The organism is Paenibacillus sp. GCM10027626 (genome assembly GCF_042676285.1).
Taxonomy (GTDB): Bacteria; Bacillota; Bacilli; order Paenibacillales; family Paenibacillaceae; genus Paenibacillus_Z.
On record NZ_JBHTHC010000013.1, the window covers coordinates 67,583 to 93,355 of the forward strand.

The window sequence follows — 25,773 nt, forward strand, 5'->3', positions numbered from 1 at the left end:
ATGGGTTCGAGGCCCGCTGCAGCGCGCTTGGGATAGACAGTTTGGGAGAGGAGAGCTGACGGGCCGTGTTTCAGCAACAGCTCATTTTGCCGGCAGTGCGCAAGATGAAGGATCTGGAGAAGCTCATGGATATGAGCTATGAATATATCGTCCTGCTCGACAGCCATATTAGCAGAGTGCAGGATATTGTTAATTTGGCCAAAGCCAATGGCAAAAAAGCGCTGCTGCACGCTGATCTGATTGAAGGCTTGAAGAATGACGAGTATGCCGCGGAGTATTTAAGCCAGGTGGTTAGGCCGTCGGGCGTGATCTCGACAAAATCCGGGGTAATTATGAAGACGAAGCAGAACGGCTTGCTCGCGATCCAGCGGCTGTTCTTGCTGGATACGAGCGCCTTGGAGAAGGGCTGCAGCCTGCTGCAGCGCACTAAGCCCGATTATGCGGAAGTGCTGCCTGGTGTCATTCCGCATGTTATTTCCGAGGTGCTGGAGAAGACCGGCATCCCGATCTTTGCCGGCGGCTTGATCCGCTCGATTGCGGATGTAGAGTCGGCGCTGCAGGCGGGCGCAAGCGCGGTGACAACCTCGGATAAGACGCTCTGGAAACATTTTGAGGGTCGTGGTTTAAAGCAGTAGATTTAAGGAGCATAGGCGGCATTCAGACTGCTTGTATTGTTTATATTCTGCAAATGGGCTTCCTTTCTGCGGCTGAACGTGATATGATGACACCAAGTTAATAGTTGGTGGGAGACCCTGGAGAAACCAAGTCTACCTTGCATGCTCGCATGCAGGGATGATCGTGGTTTCTTTTTTGCGTTCTTTTTGTGGCGCAAAGTGTCGAATCCTGCGAAGACGTGAACTAAACTACCAGGAGGAAGCAGCGATGAAATTATTATTTTCAGCCAAGGAACGGTCGTCAGTATTGAAAAAAATGCAGCAAGAGGAGCTTTACGATGTACTTATTGTCGGTGGAGGGATTACCGGCGCAGGTATTGCGCTTGACGCGCGTACTAGAGGACTCAAGACCGCGCTGATCGAGATGCAGGATTTCGCGGCGGGAACCTCCAGCCGTTCTACGAAACTTGTGCATGGCGGCTTGCGTTATTTGAAGCAGCTGGAAATCAAGGTAGTGGCAGAGGTCGGGAAGGAACGGGCGATTGTGTATGAGAACGGCCCGCATATTACGACTCCGGAATGGATGCTGCTGCCTTTTTATAAGGGAGGGACCTTCGGCTCCTTCTCAACTTCGATCGGACTTAAAGTCTATGACTTTTTGGCAGGCGTCAAACGCGAAGAGCGGAGAAAGATGCTTAGCCGGGAAGAGACGCTGCGCAGGGAGCCGCTGTTGAAGGAAGCCGACCTGAAGGGGGGCGGCTACTATGTGGAATACCGGACGGATGATGCGCGCCTTACGATTGAAACGATGAAAAAAGCGGTTGAATTTGGCGCGGATGTAGTCAATTATGCGAAAGCCGAAAAACTCCTTTATGAAAACGGCAAGCTGGTCGGCGTAGAGGTGGCCGACTTGATCAATGGCCATACGTATACTGTACGTGCGCGGAAAGTGGTAAATGCGACAGGGCCATGGGTAGATACGCTGCGGGAGCAGGACGGCTCCAAAAAAGGCAAGACGCTGCGCTTAACGAAAGGCGTGCATCTGGTGTTTAACGGCGAGCGGTTCCCGCTGCGCCAGGCGATCTATTTTGACACCCCTGACGGCAGAATGATGTTTGCGATCCCGCGCGACGGCAAGACGTATGTCGGAACGACGGATACAGACTATACAGGTGATACAGCGCATCCCGTAACTACAGTGGCTGACCGCGATTACGTGCTGAAGGCCTCGCAGGAGATGTTCCCTTCCCTTAAACTGACGGTTGATGATATTGAATCCAGCTGGGCCGGCCTGCGGCCGCTGGTCTATCAAGAAGGGAAATCCCCTTCAGAGGTTTCGCGCCGGGATGAAATTTTCCGTTCGGAATCCGGCCTGATCACGATTGCCGGCGGCAAGCTGACAGGCTATCGCAAGATGGCCGAGACGGTGGTCGATCTGCTCGTATCCGAGCTAGGAAAGGAAGGAAGCACGGGGTATAGACCTTGCAGCACAAGGAATATTTCTTTGTCAGGCGGCGATGTGGGCGGATCGGCAGGGTTTCCGCAATTTGTAGCCACAAAGACGCAAGAAGGGGTAAAATTAGGGTTAGATCGCGAGGTTGCTGCTGAACTGGCCCAGCGCTATGGCACGAATGTAAGCCGAATATTTGCGCTTATGCCGCAAGCGGTGAATGAAGCGGATCAATATGGTTTGCCGGCAGAAGTATATGCGGCTCTGCTGTATGGTATTGATCATGAGATGACAACTGCGCCGGTCGACTTTTTTATCCGGCGTACGGGAGCGTTATTTTTCGACATTGCATGGGTGCGCCGCTGGAAAGACGGAGTTATCCAGGCGATGGCTGCCCAGCTCTCCTATACGGAGGAGCAGATTGCACGGTATACCGGGCAGTTGGAGCAGGCACTGCAAGAGGCAGCGGTGCCAAGCCAGGCGAATTCATAATTCATCTGACGATGCAGGAAGCGAGGGATGCTGATGGATGCCCAATATATTATGACCATTGATCAAGGCACAACAAGTTCGAGAGCGATTATTTTCAGTCATGAGGGCGACATTATAACGATTGCGCAGCAGGAGATAACACAGCACTATCCGCAGGCAGGCTGGGTGGAGCATGATGCCGAAGAGATTTGGCGCTCGGTGCTGGCCGTTACGTCCGAGGCTGTAAGCAAGGCGGCGATCAGGCCGGAGCAACTTGCCGCTATTGGGATTACCAATCAGCGGGAAACTGCGGTTGTATGGAATCGCCATACCGGTCAGCCGATTCATCATGCCATTGTCTGGCAGTCCCGGCAGACAGCTTCCATCTGCGAGCAATTGCAGCAGGCGGGCTATAATGAGCTTTTCCGCGAACGAACGGGGTTATTGATCGATCCTTACTTTTCCGGAACGAAAATTAAATGGCTGCTGGATCATGTTGAAGGGGCCCGGGAGCTGGCGCAGCAAGGCGACTTGCTGTTCGGGACGATCGACAGCTGGCTGGTGTGGAAGCTAAGCGGCGGCAAAGCGCATATTACCGATTATTCCAACGCTTCGAGAACGCTGCTCTATAACATTCATCAGCTGTGCTGGGACGAGGAACTGCTGCGCATCTTGGAAGTGCCGGCGGCGATGCTGCCGGAGGTGAAGTCCTCCTCGGAAATCTATGCGCATACTGCAGAGGAGCACTTCTTCGGCCGCACGATCCCGATTGCCGGGGTTGTCGGCGATCAGCAGGCTTCGTTGTTCGGCAATGCCTGCTTCGAGCAGGGGATGGCCAAGAACACTTACGGTACGGGCTGCTTCATGCTGATGAATACAGGGGAGCAGGCAATAGCGTCGCAGCACGGGCTGTTGACGACGATCGCATGGGGACTGGACGGCAAGGTGGAATATGCGCTGGAGGGCAGCGTCTTTGTCGCCGGATCGGCGATCCAATGGCTGCGCGACGGTCTGCAATTAATCCGGACAGCTGCCGAGTCTGAGGAATATGCGCGCAAGGTTGAATCGACAGACGGCGTATACGTGGTGCCGGCGTTTGTCGGGCTGGGGACGCCTTACTGGGACAGCGAGGTGCGCGGCGCCGTGTTCGGATTAACGCGCGGAACTAGCAAGGAGCATCTCATATTGGCTACGCTTGAAGCGCTTGCCTATCAGAGCAAAGATGTGCTGCGTGCGATGGAAGAGGATGCTGGGCTGAAGTTATCCAAGCTGCGGGTCGATGGCGGGGCAGTGGGAAATTCGCTCCTCATGCAATTCCAGAGCGATATTCTTGGCGTTGAGGTGGAGCGGCAAGCTGTCAGCGAGATGACGGCGCTGGGAGCGGCTTATATGGCCGGGCTTGCTGTCGGCTATTGGCAGGATCGCAGCGAGCTGCAGCGCAACTGGAAGCGAGGCAGCAGCTATTTGCCAGCTATGACAGAGGAGCGCCGCATGGAATTGTACGAGGGCTGGAAAAGGGCGGTCCGGGCGGCGATGGCCTTCAAGGCCTAGTGAAGCAAGCGTGTGAAAAGCTGCAATCATATAGTACAATAAAAAGACGCGGTGAATTGTACCGCGTCTTTACTTCGAAATGGGGTGTGAAGATGGAAATTCGCCAACTCAGACAGGATGATTTCGAGGCACGAATGGAGCTGTCCTCCTATGCATTTCAATATAAGCCGACAAGTGAGCAATTGGCTGCGCTGCGGGCCGGCTTTAAGGCGGAACGCGAATGGGGAATATTTGAAGACGGCACTTTAAAAGCCAAGCTCGGTATTATTCCGCTAGAAATTTATTTGCATGGCGAGAAGGTGAAGATGGGCGGCATCGCCAGTGTAGCGAGCTGGCCGGAGGAGCGGCGCAAAGGTCATGTCGCCAAGCTGCTGACCCATGCTTTGGAACAAATGAAGCAGGATGGACAAGCGGTATCGTTGCTTGCTCCATTTTCCTTTAACTTTTACCGAAAATTCGGCTGGGAGATGTTTTCCGATCAGCGGGTATACAAAATCGCCGTCGATCAGCTTCCCGCCCGTACAGCAACTGAAGGGCAAGTTCGGCGGCATGCTCCGGCCGAGGCCATCGCTCAGATGCAAGAGGTGTATGAAGCATATGCGCCTAGCTATAACGGGATGGTTGTCCGCCATAACGACTGGTGGCAGAAATCGGTGCTGAGGAACCCTTGCTACGCAGCATTGTATTATCGTCCGAATGGCAAGCCTGGCGGATATTTGCTTTATAGTATTGAGCAGCAGGTTTTGACGGTGAAAGAGATGATTTATTTGGACGAGACGGCGCGAAAGGGACTCTGGACGTTTATCGCCAATCACGATTCGATGATTAAGCAGGTTGTCGCCAAAGGGCCGGCGGATGACTGGCTGCCTCTGCAGCTTGCCGATCCGCGGATCGGACATGAGATTATGCCTTATTTTATGGCTCGTATCGTAGATTTGCCCGCCTTTGTCGCCCAGTATCGTTTCCAGGCGGGCGGGGAAGCAGTGCGGCTGCGCTTGCAAGTAGAAGATATCTATGCGCCTTGGAACGATGGTGAATGGATATTGTCCGTCTCCGCCGAAGGCGAAGGCGCGTTGGCCAAAGCGGGGGCCGCGCCGGATCATGAACCTGTCATCCGCTGCACCATCCAAATACTGTCCGCGATGATGATCGGTTATCAGCGTCCGGACAAGCTGTGGCGAGGCGAGCGATTTGCCGCCGCGGAGCATGATGTTGAGCGGCTGGAACGGCTGCTGCCGCAGCGGCAAACTTACTTGCTTGATTACTTTTAAAATAAAGGCCGTTCCATGTATCGCTGTCGATAACATGGAACGGCCTCGATTTGTCAGATAGCGTCTTGCGAAAGGCTGCGCCCGGTAAATTGGCTCTCATACAAATCGGCATAGAAGCCGCCCGCTGCAAGCAATTGCTCATGATTGCCCTGTTCGATAACCTTGCCGTGATTCATCACGAGGATGAGATCGGCATCGCGGATTGTGGATAAACGGTGGGCGATCACGAAGCTTGTTCTGCCTTGCATCAATTGGTTCATCGCCTCTTGAATATGCACCTCCGTACGCGTATCGACGCTGCTGGTCGCTTCATCGAGAATAAGTACGGAAGGGTCGGCCAATATTGCCCGAGCAATGGTCAGCAATTGCTTCTGGCCTTGCGAGATGTTCGAAGCTTCCTCATTCAAAATCGTATCGTAGCCTTCCGGCAGTGTACGAATAAAATGGTCGGCATAAGCTGCTTTCGCCGCTTCGATGATTTCCTCTTCTGTCGCATTCATCCGCCCATAGGCGATATTGTCCCGGATCGTGCCATTGAACAGCCACGTATCCTGCAGCACCATTCCGAACAGGCTGCGCAGATCGCCCCGCCGCAACCCGGTAATATCCGTTCCGTCGATCAGAATCCGGCCGCTATTTAATTCATAGAACCGCATGAGCAAATTGATCAGCGTCGTCTTGCCTGCGCCGGTAGGGCCGACGATGGCGATTGTCTGTCCTGATTTTACATCAATATTCATATCGTCAATAAGCGGGTTTTCCGCTTTATAGCTGAAATTGACATGGTCGAACCGCACATCGCCCCGCATGGACAGCCGGCCTGCGGATGGTTCGGCGATAACAGCCGGGCTCGCAGTTTCCGGTACCTCCTCTTCCTCATCAAGCAGCTCAAAAACACGCTCTGCCGAGGCGATCGTTGACTGAATGATGTTGGCGATTTGCGCAGTTTGCGTAACAGGCTGAGTGAACTGGCGCGAGTAGGAGATGAAGGCTTGAACGTCCCCTACCTCAATCGACTTGCGCAGTACAAAAAATCCGCCGACAATGGCGATCAGCACATAGCCGATGTTGCCGATGAAGCCCATGATCGGCATGATTAGTCCGGAAACGAACTGGGCCTTCCAGCCGGATTCATAAAGCCGCTCATTGACGGCGTCGAATTTTTGGATCGATTTGCGCTCATGGCCGAAAGCTTTGACGACTGCATGTCCGGTGTACATTTCTTCGACATGGCCATTCAATTCGCCAAGAGCGGCCTGCTGACCCTTGAAATAGGTTTGCGACTTTTTAGCAATCATCGCAATTGCAGCAAAGCTGACAGGCAGTGTAACGATCGTAATAAGCGTCATAATCGGGCTAATTGTCAGCATCATGACGATGACGCCAATTAATGTTACGATCGCTGTAATAAACTGGGTCAAGCTTTGCTGCAGCGTGCTGCTGATATTGTCGACGTCGTTGACGGCCCGGCTCAATATTTCGCCATGCGTGCGCGAATCATAATATTTCAGCGGCAGGCGAGCGAGCTTTTTGTTGACATCTTGACGCAGGTCAAACACCGTTTTTTGCGCTACGCTGGCCATCACATATTGCTGGATATAGCTGAACAGCGAACTAATGACATAAAGAGCGATCAGGACAAGCAGTATTTGCCCGATGTATGTAAAATCAACTGCGGCAGTGGTATCGCCCTGGAAGCGAGCCATCACGGTGTTGAAAAGCTCGGTCGTCGCCTTTCCCAAAATTTTAGGGCCGACGATCGAAAAGACCGTACTTAAAATTGCGGTTGCAAGTACAATGACGAGCGCTCCGCGATGCGGCTTCAAATAGCCGATAAGCCTGCGCAGCGTAGCCTTGAAATTTTTCACTTTCTGTACAGGCATCCCCATCCCGCCGCGGCCAAAGCCAGGACCCGCCTGCTGTCCTCTGGGAGGCCGTTTGCTGGCATCGGAAGCAGAGCCGCCATTATGTTGTCCACTCATGCAATTTCCTCCTCAGACAGTTGGGATGTAACGATTTCGCGATAAACCGGGCAAGTTTGCAGCAGCTCTTTATGCGTTCCCATACCGGCAATTTTCCCTTCCTCAAGCACGAGAATGCGATCGGCGTCCATTACGGTACTGACTCGCTGGGCGACGATGAGCACCGTTGCCTCGGTTGTCTCGGAGCGCAGCGCAGCCCGCAGCTTGGCATCTGTTTTGAAGTCGAGCGCCGAAAAGCTGTCGTCAAACAAATAAACTGATGGCTTGCGCACAAGCGCACGCGCAATAGCCAGCCGCTGTTTTTGTCCACCGGAGACATTTGTTCCGCCCTGAGATATTACGGAATCATAGCCGTCAGCCATCTCCGATACGAAATCGGCAGCTTGTGCAACAGCCGCGGCATGGCGGACCTCTTCGTCAGTTGCATCCTCCTTGCCAAAACGGATATTATCCGCCACCGTACCGGTAAAGAGCAGCGCCTTTTGGGGAACGAGCCCGATTTTCTCGCGCAACTGCTCCTGAGTCATGTTGCGCACATCCACGCCGCCGATGCGGATTTGCCCTTCGCTGGCATCGTAGAAGCGGGGAAGCAGATTGATCAGCGTCGACTTTCCGGAGCCCGTACCGCCAATAATAGCCGTCACTTCTCCCGGGGCCGTCGAGAAAGAGATGCCGGACAGTGCAGGCATTTCCGCTCCCGGATAGTGGAAGGTGACATTGTCGAATTCAACTGAAGCCATGTCACGCGGTTTTTGGCTGCCGGTGACATGATCGACGATTTGCGGCTCCATTTCCAGCACTTCATTAATCCTTGTAGCAGAGGCCGCTGCGCGCGGAATCATGACGAACATCATGGAGGCAAAGAGCAGGGCAAACATAATTTGCCAAGCGTATTGAATGAAGGCGATTAATTCGCCGACTTGAAGAGCGCCACTGTCGATCCGCATGCCGCCAAACCAAATAATAGCGACGCTTGCCAGGTTCATAATCAGCATCATGACCGGCATCATAAAGGCCATCAGGCGATTAACTTTAATCGCGGTCTCAGTTAAATCCTGGTTGGCCGTATAAAACCTTTTTTGCTCATGCGTCTCGCGGTTGAAGGAACGGATGACCCGAATGCCGGTCAGGTTTTCGCGCAGCACGAGATTGAGCTTGTCAATCTTCAATTGCATGGCTTTAAATAACGGCATTGCGCGGCTGGCCAGGGCGAATATAATTAATCCAAGCACCGGAACGATGGCGATAATAACGTAGGAGAGGGGAACGTCTTTGGAGAGCGCCATTATAATGCCGCCAAAGCACATAAGCGGCGCCATAACCATAATGCGCATCATCATTGTCAAGACGAGCTGTACCTGGGTGATATCATTGGTTGTCCGTGTAATGAGCGATGCTGTGCCGATCTTGTCAAATTCGCTTAAAGAGAAGTGCTCAACATGGGTAAACAGCTTTGAACGCAAATCTTTGCCGAAGCCCCCTGCCGCTTTGGAGGACCAGAAGCTGGCGCCGATCGAGCAGATGCCCCCAAGCGCAGCAACGAGCAGCATGATGCTTCCTGTTTTCCAGATGTAATCTGTGTTGCCAAGCTTGACGCCATCATCGATAATGTCGGCCATTAAGGTTGGCAGGAGCAGGTCGGTAAGGGATTGCAGAAAAACGAGCAAAATGACGAGAAAGACGAGAAAGCGGTAGGGCTTTAAAAACCGGAACAATTTCACCATTAGGCTTGTTCACCTTCATTTCTGAGGATAGTAACAAAAGTATAATTGTATTAGTTTTTCAGTGCAACAATTTGCGGCCTTCTCAAGGCTTAATCCAGTTAGATCTTATAATCGCCCGGAAAATTGTGTATTATAGAAGGATAGACAAATGTCGTGAGAAAGGTTGATTAGTAGTGGAGAATAAGACCTCATCTTCAAATTTCATTAAAAGCATTGTGGAAGCCGATTTGAAGTCCGGCAAGGTCAAGGAAATTATTACTCGTTTCCCGCCAGAGCCTAACGGCTATTTGCATATCGGGCATGCCAAATCGATTTGCCTGAACTTCGAACTGGCCGACGAATTTAACGGCAGAACGAATCTGCGGTTTGACGACACGAATCCGTTGAAGGAAGACACGGAGTTTGTGGACGCAATCAAGGGAGATGTAACTTGGCTGGGATTCGAATGGGACGAGCTGCATTTTGCTTCCGATTATTTTGAAGAAATGTACGAGCGGGCAATTTTGTTGATTAAAAAGGGCAAGGCGTATGTATGCGATTTGAGTGCCGAGCAAATTCGCGAAACTCGCGGAACGCTGACTGCGCCGGGTACGGAGAGCCCTTACCGCAATCGGAGTGTTGAAGAGAATCTTGATCTGTTTGCACGTATGCGCGCCGGAGAGTTTAAGGACGGAGAAAAGGTGCTGCGGGCGAAAATCGACATGAGCTCGCCTAATATTACGCTCCGCGATCCGGTATTGTACCGGATTGCCCATGCCCATCACCATCGGACCGGTGACGCGTGGTGCATTTATCCGATGTACGATTATGCGCATCCGCTGGGGGATGCGATTGAAAAGGTAACGCATTCGATCTGTACGTTGGAATTTGAAGATCATCGCCCCTTGTATGACTGGGTGATCGCAGAATGCGAAGTGGAAGCGGAGCCGCATCAATACGAATTTGCCCGGCTGAACATTACGAACACCATTATGAGCAAACGCTATTTAAAAGCGCTCGTTGAAGAAGGCGTGGTGGACGGCTGGGATGATCCGCGGATGCCGACGGTAAGCGGGATGCGCCGCAAAGGGTTTACTCCGGAGGCCATTCGGGCGTTTTGCCGCGAAATTGGCGTGGCGCGTGCATATAGCGTGGTGGATGAGCGGATGCTGGAGCATTTTATCCGCGAGGATTTGAAGCTGAAGGCTCCGCGCACAATGGCTGTGCTGCAGCCGCTGAAGGTTGTCATTACGAACTATCCGGAAGGGCAAGTGGAATGGCTTGAGGCGGAAAATAACGCCGAGAATGAAGAGATGGGCAGCAGACAAATCCCGTTCTCGCGGGAGATCTATATTGAACGCGACGATTTCATGGAAAATCCGCCAAGCAAATATTTCCGGCTTTTCCCTGGCAATGAGGTGCGTCTGAAGCATGCCTATTTCATTACTTGCCAGGAGGTTGTGAAGGATGAGAGCGGCAACGTCGTCGAGCTGCGCTGCACGTATGATCCGGAGACGAAGAGCGGATCCGGATTTACAGGCCGTAAAGTAAAGGGGACAATTCACTGGGTGGAGGCATCCCGGGCGGTAGCCGCTGAGTTCCGGTTGTTTGAGCCGCTGCTGCACGATGGAGAGGGCGAGGATGATAGACCGCTGCTGGAACGGGTGAATCCGAATTCGATGGAAGTTCAGCAGGGCTTCGTGGAGCCGAACATGAAGGAAGCGGCCGGACAGGACAAGTTCCAATTTTTCCGCCATGGCTACTTTAATGTCGATCCGCAATTGACAAGCGCTGAGCGGGTTGTGTTCAACCGGATCGTATCGCTGAAAAGCTCTTTTGATGTAAAGGGGAATGAAAAAGGATAAACATATAAGGGGACTTGCCGGTAGCGGCGGTCCCCTTTGCCTTTGCCGTTATGGCCGGCTTATTTTTGGAAATATCGTTCGGCGTACCGGCTGAATACGCTGCTTTACCAGCGCTTGGGCTTTTCTTTGATGCAAATTGTTGCGGATAAGCGCAAAGATGACGAGCAATGTGCCGAAGCATTCATACATGCTGATCTGATAACCTTGAAATGCCATAATAATAAAAGTGGTGATCGGCACGAAATTGATAAACAAAATGCCGTTGAAAGAGGACAGTATTTTTAGTCCTTTATTCCAGCTGAGCAGAGCGATGATACCGGGCAGAATGATCATAAAAGCCATCTCGTATCTTATGGAAACAATCGTTTCCATGCGAGGGACAGACAAGCCGCCCAGCAGTGTGGCAACCGCAACGATGATTAAAGAAACCGCACTTCCCAGCAAGCAGGTGAGGGTCGAATAACGCAGCGTCGACCAATTTTGGAATCGGCTTCCCCCCATCGAATAGACTACCCATCCCACAACCCCGGCGATAATCAACAGCAGAGGCAGGAGATGTTTCCCCGCTTCAGCGAAGAATGCCAGATTTCCGTTTGTAATGACGAGCATTGCCCCCGTCAGAGATATGACAATGCTGACGATGGTATACCTGGGCGGCATCTTTCTAGTAGTAATCCAAACGATCAGAACGGAGATCATCGGCATAAGCACCTCTGCCAGGGAAGCGGCAATGACGCCGGTTTCTCCCATAAGATGCTGGCCGGAAAATACGAGCATATTGTAAACGACGAAGGCCATCGTTCCGTAGAATATCAGCGCCTTCCCTTTTCCTTCGAAACGAAACGCCCTCTTGCCCTCCTTCGCCAGCAGTAAAATGCACAAAATAACGGTAACAGAAGCATAACGAATGAGGCTGAAATAGTAGGGATCGATCTGCTGCAAAGCGCTTTGGGCAACAGGAAACATGGCTCCCCAGGACATGCTGGCGACCAGGCAAAGCAAGGAACCAATTAGAACTTGCATCTTGGACATTGAACAATAACTCCCTTAAGTGGCATGTTAGGTCTAAGTTGTACCTCACTCATCATAATGCAAGAAAAGGGAATGGTAAAATGATTGAAAATAAGCCTTATCATCATTTAAAATGATATTATGACATTGCAGATTTCGGATTGAGATTGAATTTGAACTTGTATTCTAAACGGTGTTTGGAGGGGAGTAAGCCTGTGGATCTGAATGACTTGAAAATCTTTCAAACGGTTGCCGATTATGGAAGCATCAGCAAGGCGGCAGCGGAGCTTGGCTATGTGCAATCCAATGTGACGGCAAGGATCAAGCTGCTGGAGCGCGAGCTGCAAACGCCCTTATTCGACCGCCATAAACGCGGAATGACTTTAAATACGGAAGGGAAACGGCTGCTGGAATATTCGCAGGAAATTTTGTCGAAATTCGAGGAGATGCAGCGGGTTTTTCGGGAAAGTGCGGAATCGCCTGCCGGCATGCTGGAAATCGGCATTGTCGAGACGATTATTTCTTTGCCGCAATTGTTGGCATCCTATTATAATAAATATCCGAACGTTGCCCTGTCATTGAAAACAGGCGTGACGGAACAGCTGCTGCAAGAAGTGCTAGATTATAAACTGGCCGGCGCGTTTGTAGTTGGGCCGGTCAAGCATCCGCTAATTGAACAGTATGAGGCATTCCAGGAGGAATTGGTTATCGTTTCGAAAAGCCCTGCTTTTTCCTTGGAGGAAGTAACGGCCAAGCCGCTGCTGTTGTACGATAAAGGATGCAGCTACCGGTGGCGGCTGGAAGCCTGGCTGAAGGAAGAAGGCATCGCCCCGCGGCAAATTATGGTGTTCGGGACATTCGATACGATTATAGGAAGCGTGGCCGCGGGCCTGGGAATTACAATTGTCCCGGAAAACTCCGTCAAAGAACTGGCTGCCAAAGGAATGGTGCATTGTCACCGGGTGCCCGAGAGGTACCGGGATATAACAACAATATTCATTCGCCGCAGCGACTCGCGCATGACCCATTCGCTAAAAGCTTTTATCGACGATATTGTGGGAATGGCGGTTGAGACGCCTTGAGCGGCCAACTTTGAGCACGAAGCGGACCGTAGCGGACCTGCGCGGATCGCAGATCCGTAATCTGCGAACAAAACAGCTGATGCGGCCTGTTTGCGGACCGCAGATCCGTTATTGGCCTCAAAACGCCGCGAAAACCTGGAAAAGCCAGCCAATAACGGTTCGTGTGTCCGCGAAACCTCCGAATGAGCCGGTGTTCGACCAAATAACGGATCGTATGTCCGCATGATTCGCAGTTGCCCGCTTCTGCGTTCAGCTTGAATAGCCCAGATGGGCGGAAATCTTCATGGCCGTCTGCTTCACTTTCTCGCCAATGATCGGAATGTCGTGTACCGGCAGTTCGCTTCTTAATGCGGTAATGCTGATTGCGGCTAGCGGCCTGCCGTCATGCCCGAATATAGCGGAGCCGATACAGCGAATGCCAATCTCGCCCTCCTCATCCTCGACGGCATAGCCTTGTTCCCTCGCAATGGCCAGAATCGACTTGAATTCCTTTAGTGACGTCACCGTGTTCTCTGTTTTTCGCGGGAGACCGGTGCGGCTCACGATTTGCTCGAGCTCCTCGTCACTTAAATAGCTTGCCAGCGCCTTTCCGACCCCAGATACATGAAGCGGCATCCGCTGTCCGACATAAGTGGAAAATTTGACAAATGAAGGCCCTTCAACTTTCTCCAAATATAGTGCTTCATCCTTGTCGAGAACCGCGAGATGTACGGTGAACTTCATCTCCTGCGAGATCTCCTCCATAAAGGGTTTTGCCTGCTGGCGAATATCCAGGCGATCAAGCACGAGCTGACCCAGGCTGATGAAACGAGTGCCAAGCGAATACTTGCCATCGTCAGTCTTGGCGATATAGTTATGCTGCTCTAATGTTGTCAACATGAAGAAAGCGCTCGTCTTGGGCATACCGACCATTTTGCATAACTCGGATACGCCTACAGAACTGTCCTGTGCAGCAATAGTGTCTATGATGAGCAACGCCTTTTCCAAAGAAGGAACGGAGTATTTTTTGGAGCTTTCCAACGTGGAAGCACCCCCTTGTTGGTAAACGTTGTTATAAACGCTGTTTAGATATGCGATTTGAATACGCTTACTTAAAAGTATAGTGGATAGATGGCCTGAATGGCAATAGAGAAAATTATGTAGAGGCACCAATTGGTTGTAAACGAATTCAGCAGAGCCGGGCTGGATAATATTTTATGCTTGACAATGAATTGGGATACAGTCTAAAATCGGGGTGAATTATAAACGGCGTTTAAGAGGGGGAAGCGGCAACTTGAATTTAGACAAAATGTCGTTATACAGCGTCGATTGTAATACTTGCACATACAATGATGAGGAGGAAGCCGGCTATGTCTAAGGGGAAGTTAAAATGGGTTTCTATTGCAATGTTATTAACGCTTGTGGTCGGTCTGCTTGGCGCCTGCGGCAAATCTGATGGCGGATCTAACGAAAGCGGCGGTGCGGGCAATTCAGGCGATAAGGTAGAGCTGTCGATGCTATTTGCGGATTCTCTGTTTGCGGGTATTCATACTGACTTGATTAAGGAGTTTGAAAGCGCATACCCCAACATTAAAGTGAAAGTGGAAACGCTTCCTGACAGCGGAATATTTGATGCGCTGCGTATTCGGGTTTCGACTAACGAAGTGCCTGACTTATATCAAATCAATATTGGGCATGTGACGACTCAGTTGGCAAGCAATGCCGGATTTATTTCCGATTTAAGCGGCTATGAGTCGAGCAAGAACTACTCGGATTCAATCCGCAGCGCTACGTCGATTGATGGCAAGCAGGCATTATTTACACTTGGTGTCGGTGTGCTTGGCGTTGCCTACAACAAGGACATGATGGCGGATATCGGTTATGCCGATGGAGTTAAAACATGGGACGAACTGATTGATGCGGGCAAAAAACTGAAGGCAAAAGGGAAGGATTTGCTCGTATACGCTGGTAAAGGCGAGACGATGATGGGCAATGTGCTCCACTGGACGTTCGGTTCCTATGCAGTCAAAGATCCAGCATTTAAAGAAGCTTACTTGGCTAACAAAGTTGACTGGAGCAAGCCGGAGTATCGCGCTGTATTGCTTGAAGGGCTTAATCGTTTCAAAGAACTGAATGAGTTTGTGCGCGTAGGCAGCTTTACGAATGAATTTACAATTGCCCAGCAGGCTTTTGCCGAGGGCGACAGTGCGATGCTGCTCAGCGGCACATGGGAAGGCGGCATGCTGCGCAAGCTGAATCCGAATCTGAACCTGGGTTTCATGAACATGCCTTATGTGGCGGAAGACCAGAATGCTTACATTTTTGTTCCGGAGGACGGCATTGCCGTTAATGCCAAATCCAAGCACCCGGAAGAAGCAAAAACATTCCTGAACTGGCTGTTCAGTAAGGAAACATATGCGAAAATTTTGAAGGCAAAAGGCTCCTTTTCGGCAATGCCGGGTGTAGGCGAGCTTGATGAATCTTATGCGGCTGTGCCTGGCTGGCTGGAAACGGATCGGATTATTTCGTTTGCCAATACCGGTCCGGTACCTAGCCCAACCTGGATTGCGCTTGGCAACGCTGCGCAAGAGTTCACTTTCCAAGGCAGTGCGGATAAAGCGGCAGATAAATTTATTGCCGAGTATAACAAAACGATGGCGAAATAATGCTAACCAGGCTATGACGGCCGGCCCTCTGTATGCAGGTGGCTGGCCGTCGCGCAAATGGTCGGAGGGGGGAGTTTATGCAGAAGCGAATGTTTATGACCGGGCTGTTCTTTATCGCCCCGATTACAATTATTTTGATCATTTTTCTGTTCTATCCGATTCTGCAATCTGTCTATTATAGCTTCACAGACTGGAAAGGCGTAGGCGACTACAGTTTTGTCGGCTTTGCGAACTACTTGGACATTTTCAGTGATGAAGGGTTCACTAATTCGTTGAAACGAACGCTGCTTATCGGTTTGGCTGCGGCCGTGCTGGCTAATTTGAGCGGATTATTATATGCGCTTATGCTTGACCAATCCTTAAAGACGAAAAGCTTGCTGCGGGCAATCTTTTATCTTCCCAACGTTGTTCCGGTTGTCGTTGCGGCATTTGTATGGAGATACATTCTGGATGCAAATACAGGACTGCTGAATGAAGGTTTGACAAAGCTGACCGGCGGACGAATCTCCATCCCATGGATCGACTCGCCTGATTATGTTGTCTACTCGATTATAGCGATTACGGTGTGGCAAATGTGGGGGCCGATTATGATTATTTATTTGGCAGCCCTGCAAGGCATCCCGCAGGATATGAAAGAGGCGGCCATGATTGACGGCGCTACAAAATGGAGAAGATTTTTCAGCTTGACACTGCCGATGATAGCTCCGGGCATTACGGTTAACGTGCTGATCGGCTTAGCCAATGGATTGCGCATTTTCGACCTTCCGTTTGCACTTACCGGAGGAGGGCCTGCCGGCTCAAGCGAGACGTTGGCGGTCAAAATATATCGTTATGCCTTCGCATCCACAGATTTATCTTACGGACTTGCGTCGTCCTTTATTTTAACGGTATTGGCACTAGTCGTTACCTTCTTCTTTATTGCCTTATCGAGACAATATGAGAAGGGTGTGATGTAAGCATGAAGCGGGTTAAAAAATGGATCATTGAAGCCGGTGTCATCATTCTGGCGCTTATTATTTCGATTCCACTCTACTTGGTGGCGATCAATGCCTTCAAGACGCATGAACAAATCGTCAACAAACCGCTGGCATTCCCGAATTTCGAAGCAGGCTTTAGCAATATCGTCAATGCGTTCGACAAAATGGACGTCATCAAGGCGTACGGCGTCACGTTCTCCATCGGCGCGATTGCCCTGCTGATTGCGGTAGGGCTGGGGGCATTGGCCGCTTATGCGGTTGCGCGCATCAAACATAAATTTTTTGGCTCTATGTACTGGGTGTACACCTCGGCCATATTGATTCCAATCCAATCGGCATTAATTCCTGTTGTGTTCCTGCTGCAGGATTTGCATTTGCAAAACACAATTCTCGGCATTTCCTTCATGTATGCTGCCATGCTCTCTCCGTTCTGTATCTTTATGTACACCGGGTTTATGCGTGCGCTGCCGTATGAACTGGAGGAGTCGGCTTATTTGGACGGAAGCTCGACGACGAGAACGTTTTTCCAAATTATTTTTCCGCTAGTTTTGCCTGTTACAGCTTCACTTATTATCGTACAGTTTATTTCCATCTGGAACGATCTGCTGCTGCCTCTTGTCGTACTTAACTCTGCTGATCATCCGACCGTGAGCATCAGCCTGTATAAATTTTTCGGGGGCAGAGGTTTAACGGATTTGAGCCTGCTGTTCGGTGGAATTGCGCTGACGCTGCTGCCGATTATGGCGATCTTTATTGCCTTCCAGCGTTATTTTGTGAAGGGATTGTCTGCCGGTGCGGTAAAAGGTTAACGATAAATAATTGATAGGGGAGTGCCACTATGACAACTGCAAATGTAAACCTGACTGAGGAACAGAAATTTGCGCAAATGAAGGAAATGCTGTACGCAGCAGTAATTTGCGACACACTTGATGAGCTGGGATACCGGAATCAGGCGATGCGCGAAAATATTAATCCAATTTCGACTGATTGGGTGCTTGTCGGGCGGGCAAAAACGGTGCTGGCTGTGGATGTGTACCACGAAGCGGAAAATCCGTACGGGAAAGAAATCGAAGCGATCGATAGTGTGAAAAAGGGCGAGGTCATCGTCGGCTGTACGAATGACTCGGTGCGCAACGGCCTTTGGGGCGAGCTGTTGTCCACTGCTTCCAAAATGCGCGGAGCCAATGGCGCCGTCGTCGATGGTTTGATCCGGGATACGAAAAAAATATTGGAGCTTGATTTCCCGGTGTTTGCAACTGGAACGAAACCGGTTGACTCGCGCGGTCGCGGAATGGTGATCGATTATGACTGCCCGGTTAAATGCGGCGGTGTGCGTGTAATGCCTGGCGACATTATTTTTGGCGACCGTGACGGTGTGGTGGTTATACCGAGCGCCTTGTTTGATCAGGTTTTTGAACGGGCGATGGATAAGGCGACACGGGAAAACGCCAGCCGCAAGGAGCTGCTGGAGGGCAAATTTTTGCGGGACGTATATGATAAATATGGCGTGCTATAAATGGTGATGGGAGCCGTTCAGCGATAACTTTGGATCGTTGAATGGCTTTTTGTTGTCTATAGAAGTGCTGCAAGTGTAAACTCAATAGAAAGGCAGTTTATATTAGATGACGAGGGAGGAGCATAGCGTCATGAGTTTTGTACCGCAATTTGAGTCATGGCTGAGAAGCCATGCCGATCCGGAGCAGGCAGCGCCAATGGCGGCCTATATGCGGGGGCTTTTTCCCTTTCTCGGGATAAGATCCCCGGAACGAGTTGCGTTGACTCGCACTTTTATCGCTGAACAAGGTCTGCCGTCAGACGATGAGCTGGAGCGGGTCGTACGGGAATTGTGGTTGCTGCCGGAACGCGAGTTTCACTATTCTGCTATGCTGCTGCTGGAACGGCGGATGAAAAAGGCGGCGATCGGCCAGATCGATTTGCTGGAATGGATGATCACGACCAAATCATGGTGGGATACTGTCGATATTATCGCCGGCAAGCTTATGGGAAATTTGTTTGCCCGTTTTCCGGAATTAATTGAACGCTATGCGATGAAATGGATCTATTCGGAAAATATGTGGCTGCGGCGCAGCGCAATTTTGTTTCAGCTGCATTACAAGGAGCGCATCAATGGGGAGCTGCTGTTTCAGTTTATTCGGCAATGCGCGCACGAAGAGGAGTTTTTCATTCGTAAAGCGATTGGCTGGGCGCTGCGGGAGTATGCAAAGACGAATGCCGCTGCCGTTATTCGGTTTGTTGAAACGACGGAATTATCCCCTCTCAGCGTGCGCGAAGCATTGAAGCATTTGAAGCGGTAAAGAAAGGATTGACGGGGCCTCGCTTAACATGGTATCTTAATAACCAAGTAAATTGGTATGAATTATAGGTTTAAGGTGGTGCCTCATTATGAATCATCCTATTCTCATTCAAAGCGGCGATGTACAGCTGTCAGGCGTACTGCAATATCCTGCATCGAATAGAACTGATGACGGGCGGGAGAAGTATCCGATCGTCGTTATTTGTCACGGCTTTATCGGCAATCGTATGGGAACAGACCGGCTGTTCGTCGAGGCGGCAGAACGTTTGCTGGCGGAGGGCTATCTTGTCCTGCGTTTTGATTACGGCGGCTGCGGAGAAAGCAGCGGCGATTACGGCAGCGGCGGTCTGGATGTGTTGATTGAACAGACACGCACTGTACTGGATTATGCGCTTGGACTGGATATGGTAGACCCTGATCGGCTCACATTGCTTGGGCATAGCTTGGGCGGTGCAGTAGCGGTACTGACGGCGGCGCGTGACAATCGTGTCAAATCGTTGATTCTGTGGGCGGCAGTCGCTCATCCTTATATGGACATTCGCAATATTATCAGTACGAAAGCGGTTGAGGAAATTGAACATACAGGCAAAACCGATCATTTCCACTATGAGTTGACGAAGCGTTTTACGGATTCGTTGATCGAGTATCAGCCGCTAACCGAATTGCGCGGCTACAACGGCGATGTGCTGCTTATTCACGGCACGGCTGATCATGTTGTTCCTGTCGATTACTGCTTCTTGTATCAGAAAATGTTTTGGCTGCGCAAGGAAGGCGGATGCGACAAAGAAGTGATATTGCAAGGGGATCACACCTTTTCCTCCAAGGCGGCGCGCGAGCATGTCTTCGAAGCGACTGTGCGCTGGATCAATGCTTTGGGCAGGCGGCGCACCGATTGGAGTTTATGGACGATATGAATCGCTTTGGCCCGCGATGGCCAAAGCGATTTTTTCGACTTTGTAACTGAATCGTAAAGCAGCCGGAATTCTCCCTCTAGATTCTTCGGTCCAAATGAGTTCAATTGGCAGAGCGTGTCGCTGGCGGCAATACACGCAGATGTTCGAGCTTCGAGAGGCTCAAGCCGATGAGCTGTTTGATCTAACGGAAGTCACCGACCTTATTTCGCTAATAGAACCTCTTTTTGAAATCTAACGGATTTGAGCGACCTTATTTCTCCTTTTTCTTGCGAAATAGTGCGAACTATCCTCAAATAGCGGCGCTCAATTCCGTTACAATTTTAGATCGGTCGAATTTTCGAAAATAGCGGCTGTGACATCCGTTAGCATTCTTGCGCCTGTCGATTATGGCTCAGAGACGACGGTAAAGCGCTGATTCATATGTTTTGGCTGCTCAATTTCATCTATAATCGCAATGGCAAAATCGGCATAGCTTACATAACTTCCACCCTGCGAATTAACAATTAGATTGTCCTGGCCAATCTGGTAAGCGCCTGTACGCCGGCCATCCGGGTTGAAGAAGGCTGCAGGGCTGACAAATGTCCATTTGATTCCTGTTGAGTGCTGCAAATCTTCCAGATTTTTGCCTTGGTTCAGAGCAGTCGGCTTATACTGGTCAGGAAACTCCGGTGTATCGACGAGGCGGGTCGTCTTGGCTTCATCTACAAACAAGCTTCCGGCACCACCGACTACAATTAGCCGGATATGCGGAGCGTCTTGAAGGGCTGAAATTAAGGCACGGCCGGCTTCGACGTGAAGATGCTCCTGCCCTGGCGGCGCCCCGAAAGCATTAACGACTACATCAAATGCGCTTAAATCCTGCGATGTTAAAGCAAAAATATCTTTCTCCAGTATCGCTGCCGCTTCAGTCTCTTTGAGCTTGGCCGCATTGCGGACAATTGCTGTCGTTTCATGTCCCCGTGCTGCTGCTTCCTTTAAAATAAGCGCTCCTACTTTGCCGCTGGCTCCGATAATTCCAATTTTCATCATCTTATCCTCCTATTGAAATGCGGGTTTGAAAGGGTGAATAGTTGTAACTACATCGGTTACAACTATTTTAAAAAAAATTATTCCATCCTGAATTCGGCTTTTACTGCGTCTTTGTCTCTATTTCCTTGGCAAGCACCTGCACTAATTCCTCCATCGTAACGGCTGCCAAAATGTTCTCCATCGCTTCTTGAGCGCGGGTAAGCAGCAGCTGCAATACTGTCTGAATATTAGCGCCAACCGGACATGCAGGATTAGGCTCTTCGTGAATGTGAAACAATTGGCCTGCTTCAACCACATCGACAGCGCGATAAATATCGAGCAAACGCACTTCGTTCAGTTGCTTTACTAGCGATGCGCCGCCGCTTCCGGCCCGGACCGTTACAAGGCCTGCCTTCTTAAGCTGCCCTAACACACGGCGGATTATAACCGGATTCGTGCCGACGCTTCCTGCAAGCCACTCCGAGGTGCAGTGAGTGCTCGGTGTAATAGCTAATAAAGACAAAATATGAACGGCAATTGAAAACCGGCTGCTAATTTTCATCTTCAACACCCTTTCGATGTAACCATTATAGTTACAACAAAGTCGGAAAGTCAAGCGCGAGCAAATAAGAAGAACCGGCGCAGGTCAAAATGCATGGACGCCGTGATGAAGGGGATTCTAAGCGTAACGTTGAATCATTTAAGTATATGGAGGAGTCCGCTATGGCAAGGGAAAGGCCGGTATTTATTCCGGAGCTCGTTTATTTTGAGCCTGATGCGCTCAATTATCCAAAGGGTCAAAAAATATATGAATGGGCCGAGCGGCAGGGGCTTCCTATTCATATGACGACCTCTCATAACCGAATTACCAATTTGCCGGGCGAAAGCGATTTGGAAAAATACCGGATCGCTAAAAAAACATTGGTTGTCGGTATTCGCAAAACGCTCAAATTCGACCAATCTAAACCGTCTGCAGAATATGCCCTGCCGATCGCAACCGGATGTATGGCGCATTGTCATTACTGTTATCTCCAAACGACGCTAGGAGCCAAACCCTATGTCCGTATCTATGTAAATATCGACGAAATTTTAGAGCAGGCCAGGCAATATATTGAGGAGCGCTCTCCGGAGATCACCCGGTTCGAGGCGGCCTGTACATCCGACCCCGTAGGTTTGGAGCATATTGGCGGTTCACTGAAGGAATGTATCGAGTTTATGGGGCAGCAGCCGCTGGGCCGGCTTCGTTTTGTCACGAAATTTCACCATGTAGAGCCGCTCCTTGATGCTAAACACAATAAACATACTCGTATACGGTTTAGCGTCAATGCGAATTATGTCATAAAACAGTTTGAGCCGGGCACATCCAATTTTTACGAGCGTATTGCCGCTGCTCAAAAGGTGGCTAGTGCAGGTTATCCGCTCGGTTTCATCATTGCGCCAATTATATGGCATGATGGCTGGGAGGACGGGTATGCAGAGCTGATAACGAACTTGAAAGAGGCGCTGCCGCAAGAAGCGGCCGCCGATCTTACTTTCGAGCTGATTCAGCACCGGTTCACCAAAACGGCTAAAAACGTTATTCGCCAGCGTTATCCAAAAACTAAGCTTGAAATGGACGAAGAAAAGCGGAAGTACAAATGGGGGCGCTGGGGGCAGGGCAAATACGTTTATGCAGATGAGCAGGCTCAAGTGCTGAAGGCTTTTATTACAGAACAAATCAATGAGCATTTCCCTGATGCGAGGATTGAATATTTTACTTAGCAGCAACACCGACCGGGTATATCTGAAAATGAACGAGAAAGGGGCGCCTGAATTTTGGGATCGCCCCTGTTTGTTTTCTAAAACTTGTAACAAAAACAAAATTCATTCGTCGTACAGGTGGAGAGGAGGGCAGCGGCATGAATCGGAATCGTTTCGCCGAGCTGTTCAAAACATTCCAATCCCCGATCTATCGTTATTTGTACCGGACAAGCGGATCAAAGGAAGCGGCCGAGGAACTGCTGCAGGAGACATTTTACCGTGCGATGCTGTCACTACGCATTGAGGATACGAAGCATATCCGCGCCTGGCTGTTCAAGGTTGCCCGTAATCTGTTGATCGACCGGAGCCGGCGCAAAGAGCGGGAAGCGGAGATGCTTAGGCAGATGGAAATTCGTTCAACGGGAATAAGCAGCTACAAGGAGCCGGAAGAGGCGCTGGAATTGACGGAGGAGCGCAGCCTGATTGCGGCGATTATGCAGAGAATGCCGGAGCATTACCGGACCATTCTTTATCTGCGGGAGATAGAAGGGTTTTCTTATCAGGAATTGGTTGAATTGTTGGGCGTGAGCATGAGTCAAGTAAAGGTAGGCTTGCATCGCAGCAAGCTTAAGTTCAAGCAGCTGGCCAAGGAATTAGAGGGAGGAGATCGAGATGAGTGAGCGGCCGCGGAAACCGCAAGAGGATGAGCGAATAGAACAACTATTGGACGAATGGCGTGAGGATAATACACAGCTGCCGATCACGGCAGACCCGGTGAAATGGGAAAAGAAACAGTTCAAACGATTGATTTGGAACACGCGCTTCTCGCTGGTTAGAAGTGTGGCGATTGCCGCGCTTTCGCTTTATTTTTTATATATGCTTTATTTGACGATTGCGACGATTATTTACATGGAATCGGGGAAAGGTGAGCAGTTTGTCCGTTATGCGCAAACTTTGGTTGAGACGCATGAAACCGGGCTGCTGATCGACCGGTTGACCCAGCCGAAAGCAGAGCTGAACGGCTTGTTGACGCAAAAGACCGTCTTAAAGGCTTATTGGCAGGTTGGGGACTGGCAGGCTGTGGCCGGCGAGGTGGAAGTGAAGAAGTGGCTGTTTGGCGATGTAACTTACACGCTTCATATGAATGAGCGTTATTTGAATGAGCAGATGGAATATTTCTTTAACTTGCCTCCTGATCCGCTGCAGCCAGAGAATGAGACAGCGCCAGACAAGACAGTGGAAAAATGGACTGATCCAGGCTGGGAGCGGCTGGCCAAAATGGAGGACGGATATGTTGGGCAGCTCGGATTCTCGACAGCCAAGGCGATGACACCTGCAGAGCTTTTCCAAATGCTGCAGAAGTATAAGGTGCGTTTACTTGGCATGCCTATATATGCGGGCGAGCTGCGGACAGAGGCGTTACAGTCGATGCCTCATTCTTCAAGCACGTCCACCATACACGTGGCCTCGCTTAACTTGCGTCCGGCGGTTGAATATGATGGGAGATATTCAAAAATGTTTATGAACTGGATTGGGAATGCAGAGCAGTTGGAAAAATCGCAAAGCATGCTGATCCGGGATTTGGAGTGGCTTGATAAGGAAGGGAGTTATGCTGACAAAAACTGGGACCTCGCCAGACTTGATTTTATACGTCAGCATGGTGTAATGGTATATGGGGCAGTGGTAACCGGTCCGATCCGTGAACTGGAGAGGCTGAAGGAGGAACCGCTGTTCGGCCAATTTCAATTTGGAGCTGTCGAGCCGTGGAATTGGAGCGATGGAGAGTAATGAAATTGAGCGTTGGTGCGCAAGCTAGAAAAATAAGGAGGTGCTTGAGGTGCGGGTTTACTATGGGAGACTCTTTATTGTCATCTTGCTAATAGCGGTTGTTATAACAGGCTGCGGCAAGGAAAATAAGGTGAATTCGTACGACCATCACCAAGGACAGCAGGAAAACGATAATAAGCTGCCGCCAGTGCGGAAGGAGAAGGACAAGAATGAGCGTACAGCCGAAGGTGATGCCGGGCTGTCAGAGCTGAAAAAGATCGTAGCCGGCATGACGCTGGAAGAGAAAATCGGACAGATGATCATTGCAGGAGTAGCTGGAGCTGAGCCTGATGAGCAAGCGAAAAAAATGATCGAGGAGCAGCATGTCGGCGGCGTTATTTTTTATAAATATAATTTGACCTCGCCCAATGAAGTTACTGCTTATGTCAATCAGCTCAAAGCATGGAATGCGAACAATGTCGCGCCGTTATTGGTCTCAGTCGATCAAGAGGGCGGCAAAGTCAGCCGTCTGCCGGGCATGGAGAAGCTGCCTGAAGCCTCGGCGATCGGCAAGGCGGGGAAAAAGGAATACGCAGCGGAAGCTGGGGCGCTGCTGGCTGAAGAATGCCGCTTAATGGGCATTAATATGGATTTTGCGCCCGTGCTCGACATTAACAGCAATCCGAAAAATCCGGTTATCGGCACACGCTCCTTCGGGACGACGGCCGACACCGTTGCCGCCATGGGACTCGAAGTAATGAAAGCGATTCGTGGCGGAAAGGTGATTCCTGTCGTCAAGCACTTTCCGGGCCATGGGGATACAGCAGTGGACTCGCATTTGGAGCTGCCGGTTGTCAAGAAGGAGCTTGCACAGCTGCAAGCCTTTGAATGGCTGCCGTTTAAGGAAGCGATTAAGGAAGGCGCCGAGGCAGTCATGATTGCCCATATTTTATTCCCGAAGGTGGACAAGCATTATCCGGCTTCGCTGTCGCGGACAATCATTACAGATCAGCTGCGCGGCACACTTGGTTTTAAAGGAGTCGTCATTACAGATGATTTGACTATGGGCGCTATCGTACAAAACTATGGCATCGGCGAAGCGGCTGTACGCAGCATCAAGGCGGGCGGCGACATTGTCCTTGTCGCGCATGAATACGAAAATGTTGACCTCGTCCTTGAAGCTTTGCTGAAAACTGTAAAAGACGGGGAACTTACCGAGCAGCGTATTGATGAAAGCGTCGTGCGCATATTGCAAATGAAACAGAACTACAAGCTGACTGATGAGGCTGTTAGCGCACCTGTAGTAAGTCAGCTTAACGAAAGAATTCGTCAGTTTAACAAGAGATTTAAATAATGCTATTTACAATGACACGTGTGTCGTTTATAATAACGACACACGTGTCATTGT

At 50.5% G+C, this 25,773-nt stretch carries 22 protein-coding genes; 16 read left to right on the forward strand and 6 right to left on the reverse strand.

The genetic code is table 11. The features are described from left to right. Positions 1-65: 65 nt before the first annotated feature. The 4 genes from ACFQ0N_RS23260 (at position 66) to ACFQ0N_RS23275 (ending at position 5,357) form a co-directional block, all read left to right on the forward strand. Positions 66-635 (forward strand): glycerol-3-phosphate responsive antiterminator, encoded by a 570-nt coding sequence (locus ACFQ0N_RS23260; protein ID WP_379330729.1) that lies wholly within the window; start codon positions 66-68, stop codon positions 633-635. Between the two features lie 247 nt (positions 636-882). Continuing rightward, positions 883-2,556 (forward strand): glycerol-3-phosphate dehydrogenase/oxidase, encoded by a 1,674-nt coding sequence (locus ACFQ0N_RS23265; RefSeq protein ID WP_379330731.1) that lies wholly within the window; start codon positions 883-885, stop codon positions 2,554-2,556. Between the two features lie 27 nt (positions 2,557-2,583). Next, complete coding sequence (gene glpK / locus ACFQ0N_RS23270) at positions 2,584-4,086, forward strand: glycerol kinase GlpK (RefSeq protein WP_379330733.1); 1,503 nt, start codon at positions 2,584-2,586, stop codon at positions 4,084-4,086. Positions 4,087-4,178: 92 nt separating this feature from the next. Continuing rightward, a complete protein-coding gene (locus ACFQ0N_RS23275) occupies positions 4,179-5,357 on the forward strand; it encodes a GNAT family N-acetyltransferase (protein WP_379330735.1) in 1,179 nt (392 codons plus the stop codon). A gap of 53 nt (positions 5,358-5,410) precedes the next feature. Here the strand turns inward: ACFQ0N_RS23275 and ACFQ0N_RS23280 are convergent, their stop codons facing one another. Together ACFQ0N_RS23280 and ACFQ0N_RS23285 are read right to left on the reverse strand one after the other, a co-directional pair. Beyond that, the gene (locus ACFQ0N_RS23280) at positions 5,411-7,339 is read right to left on the reverse strand and encodes an ABC transporter ATP-binding protein (protein WP_379330737.1); all 1,929 of its coding nucleotides are present in this window, start codon (positions 7,337-7,339) and stop codon (positions 5,411-5,413) included. Beyond that, positions 7,336-9,063, reverse strand: a complete 1,728-nt coding sequence (locus ACFQ0N_RS23285) for an ABC transporter ATP-binding protein (protein WP_379330740.1) — start codon at positions 9,061-9,063, stop codon at positions 7,336-7,338. Before ACFQ0N_RS23285 ends, ACFQ0N_RS23280 begins: the two co-directional genes overlap by 4 nt. 173 nt (positions 9,064-9,236) lie before the next feature. Here ACFQ0N_RS23285 and ACFQ0N_RS23290 point away from each other — a divergent pair, with 173 nt between their 5' ends. Next, positions 9,237-10,907, forward strand: a complete 1,671-nt coding sequence (locus ACFQ0N_RS23290; RefSeq protein WP_379330742.1) for a glutamine--tRNA ligase/YqeY domain fusion protein — start codon at positions 9,237-9,239, stop codon at positions 10,905-10,907. A 48-nt stretch (positions 10,908-10,955) separates the two neighbouring features. Here ACFQ0N_RS23290 and ACFQ0N_RS23295 read toward each other — a convergent pair whose 3' ends face one another. Then, positions 10,956-11,939, reverse strand: coding sequence for a DMT family transporter (locus ACFQ0N_RS23295; RefSeq protein ID WP_379330744.1), 984 nt, complete (start codon positions 11,937-11,939; stop codon positions 10,956-10,958). Positions 11,940-12,133: 194 nt separating this feature from the next. Between ACFQ0N_RS23295 and ACFQ0N_RS23300 the strand changes: the two genes are divergently transcribed. Beyond that, on the forward strand, positions 12,134-13,000 hold the full coding sequence (locus tag ACFQ0N_RS23300; protein ID WP_379330746.1) for a LysR family transcriptional regulator: 867 nt from the start codon (positions 12,134-12,136) through the stop codon (positions 12,998-13,000). A 249-nt stretch (positions 13,001-13,249) separates the two neighbouring features. Here ACFQ0N_RS23300 and ACFQ0N_RS23305 read toward each other — a convergent pair whose 3' ends face one another. Further along, positions 13,250-14,020, reverse strand: coding sequence for an IclR family transcriptional regulator (locus ACFQ0N_RS23305; RefSeq protein ID WP_379330748.1), 771 nt, complete (start codon positions 14,018-14,020; stop codon positions 13,250-13,252). A gap of 329 nt (positions 14,021-14,349) precedes the next feature. On the opposite strand from ACFQ0N_RS23305, the gene ACFQ0N_RS23310 reads away from it, so the two are divergent. The 6 genes from ACFQ0N_RS23310 (at position 14,350) to ACFQ0N_RS23335 (ending at position 19,850) form a co-directional block, all read left to right on the forward strand. Then, positions 14,350-15,645 carry an ABC transporter substrate-binding protein gene (locus ACFQ0N_RS23310; protein ID WP_379330750.1) on the forward strand — a complete coding sequence of 432 codons (1,296 nt, stop codon included), beginning with the start codon at positions 14,350-14,352 and terminating at the stop codon, positions 15,643-15,645. Between the two features lie 77 nt (positions 15,646-15,722). Then, entirely contained in the window at positions 15,723-16,601 is an 879-nt protein-coding gene (locus ACFQ0N_RS23315) for a carbohydrate ABC transporter permease (RefSeq protein WP_379330753.1), read from the forward strand. 2 nt (positions 16,602-16,603) lie between these two features. After that, entirely contained in the window at positions 16,604-17,431 is an 828-nt protein-coding gene (locus tag ACFQ0N_RS23320; RefSeq protein WP_379330755.1) for a carbohydrate ABC transporter permease, read from the forward strand. Between the two features lie 29 nt (positions 17,432-17,460). Then, positions 17,461-18,138, forward strand: coding sequence for an RraA family protein (locus ACFQ0N_RS23325; protein ID WP_379330757.1), 678 nt, complete (start codon positions 17,461-17,463; stop codon positions 18,136-18,138). Positions 18,139-18,268: 130 nt separating this feature from the next. Continuing rightward, positions 18,269-18,937: a DNA alkylation repair protein gene (locus ACFQ0N_RS23330; protein WP_379330759.1), complete on the forward strand. Its 669-nt coding sequence runs from the start codon at positions 18,269-18,271 to the stop codon at positions 18,935-18,937. Between the two features lie 88 nt (positions 18,938-19,025). Beyond that, entirely contained in the window at positions 19,026-19,850 is an 825-nt protein-coding gene (locus tag ACFQ0N_RS23335; RefSeq protein ID WP_379330761.1) for an alpha/beta hydrolase family protein, read from the forward strand. Between the two features lie 384 nt (positions 19,851-20,234). Here ACFQ0N_RS23335 and ACFQ0N_RS23340 read toward each other — a convergent pair whose 3' ends face one another. Continuing rightward, complete coding sequence (locus ACFQ0N_RS23340; RefSeq protein ID WP_379331052.1) at positions 20,235-20,876, reverse strand: NAD(P)-dependent oxidoreductase; 642 nt, start codon at positions 20,874-20,876, stop codon at positions 20,235-20,237. A 103-nt stretch (positions 20,877-20,979) separates the two neighbouring features. After that, a complete protein-coding gene (locus ACFQ0N_RS23345; protein WP_379330763.1) occupies positions 20,980-21,420 on the reverse strand; it encodes an Rrf2 family transcriptional regulator in 441 nt (146 codons plus the stop codon). Positions 21,421-21,581: 161 nt separating this feature from the next. Here ACFQ0N_RS23345 and splB point away from each other — a divergent pair, with 161 nt between their 5' ends. From splB to nagZ, 4 genes are all read left to right on the forward strand, one after another. Beyond that, positions 21,582-22,619, forward strand: a complete 1,038-nt coding sequence (gene splB, locus ACFQ0N_RS23350; protein ID WP_379330765.1) for a spore photoproduct lyase — start codon at positions 21,582-21,584, stop codon at positions 22,617-22,619. 137 nt (positions 22,620-22,756) lie between these two features. Continuing rightward, entirely contained in the window at positions 22,757-23,278 is a 522-nt protein-coding gene (locus ACFQ0N_RS23355) for an RNA polymerase sigma factor (RefSeq protein WP_379330767.1), read from the forward strand. Continuing rightward, complete coding sequence (locus ACFQ0N_RS23360) at positions 23,271-24,386, forward strand: anti sigma factor C-terminal domain-containing protein (protein WP_379330769.1); 1,116 nt, start codon at positions 23,271-23,273, stop codon at positions 24,384-24,386. The genes ACFQ0N_RS23355 and ACFQ0N_RS23360 overlap by 8 nt, the downstream gene beginning before the upstream one ends. 49 nt (positions 24,387-24,435) lie before the next feature. After that, entirely contained in the window at positions 24,436-25,719 is a 1,284-nt protein-coding gene (gene nagZ, locus ACFQ0N_RS23365; protein ID WP_379330771.1) for a beta-N-acetylhexosaminidase, read from the forward strand. The last annotated feature ends 54 nt before the right edge of the window (positions 25,720-25,773 follow it).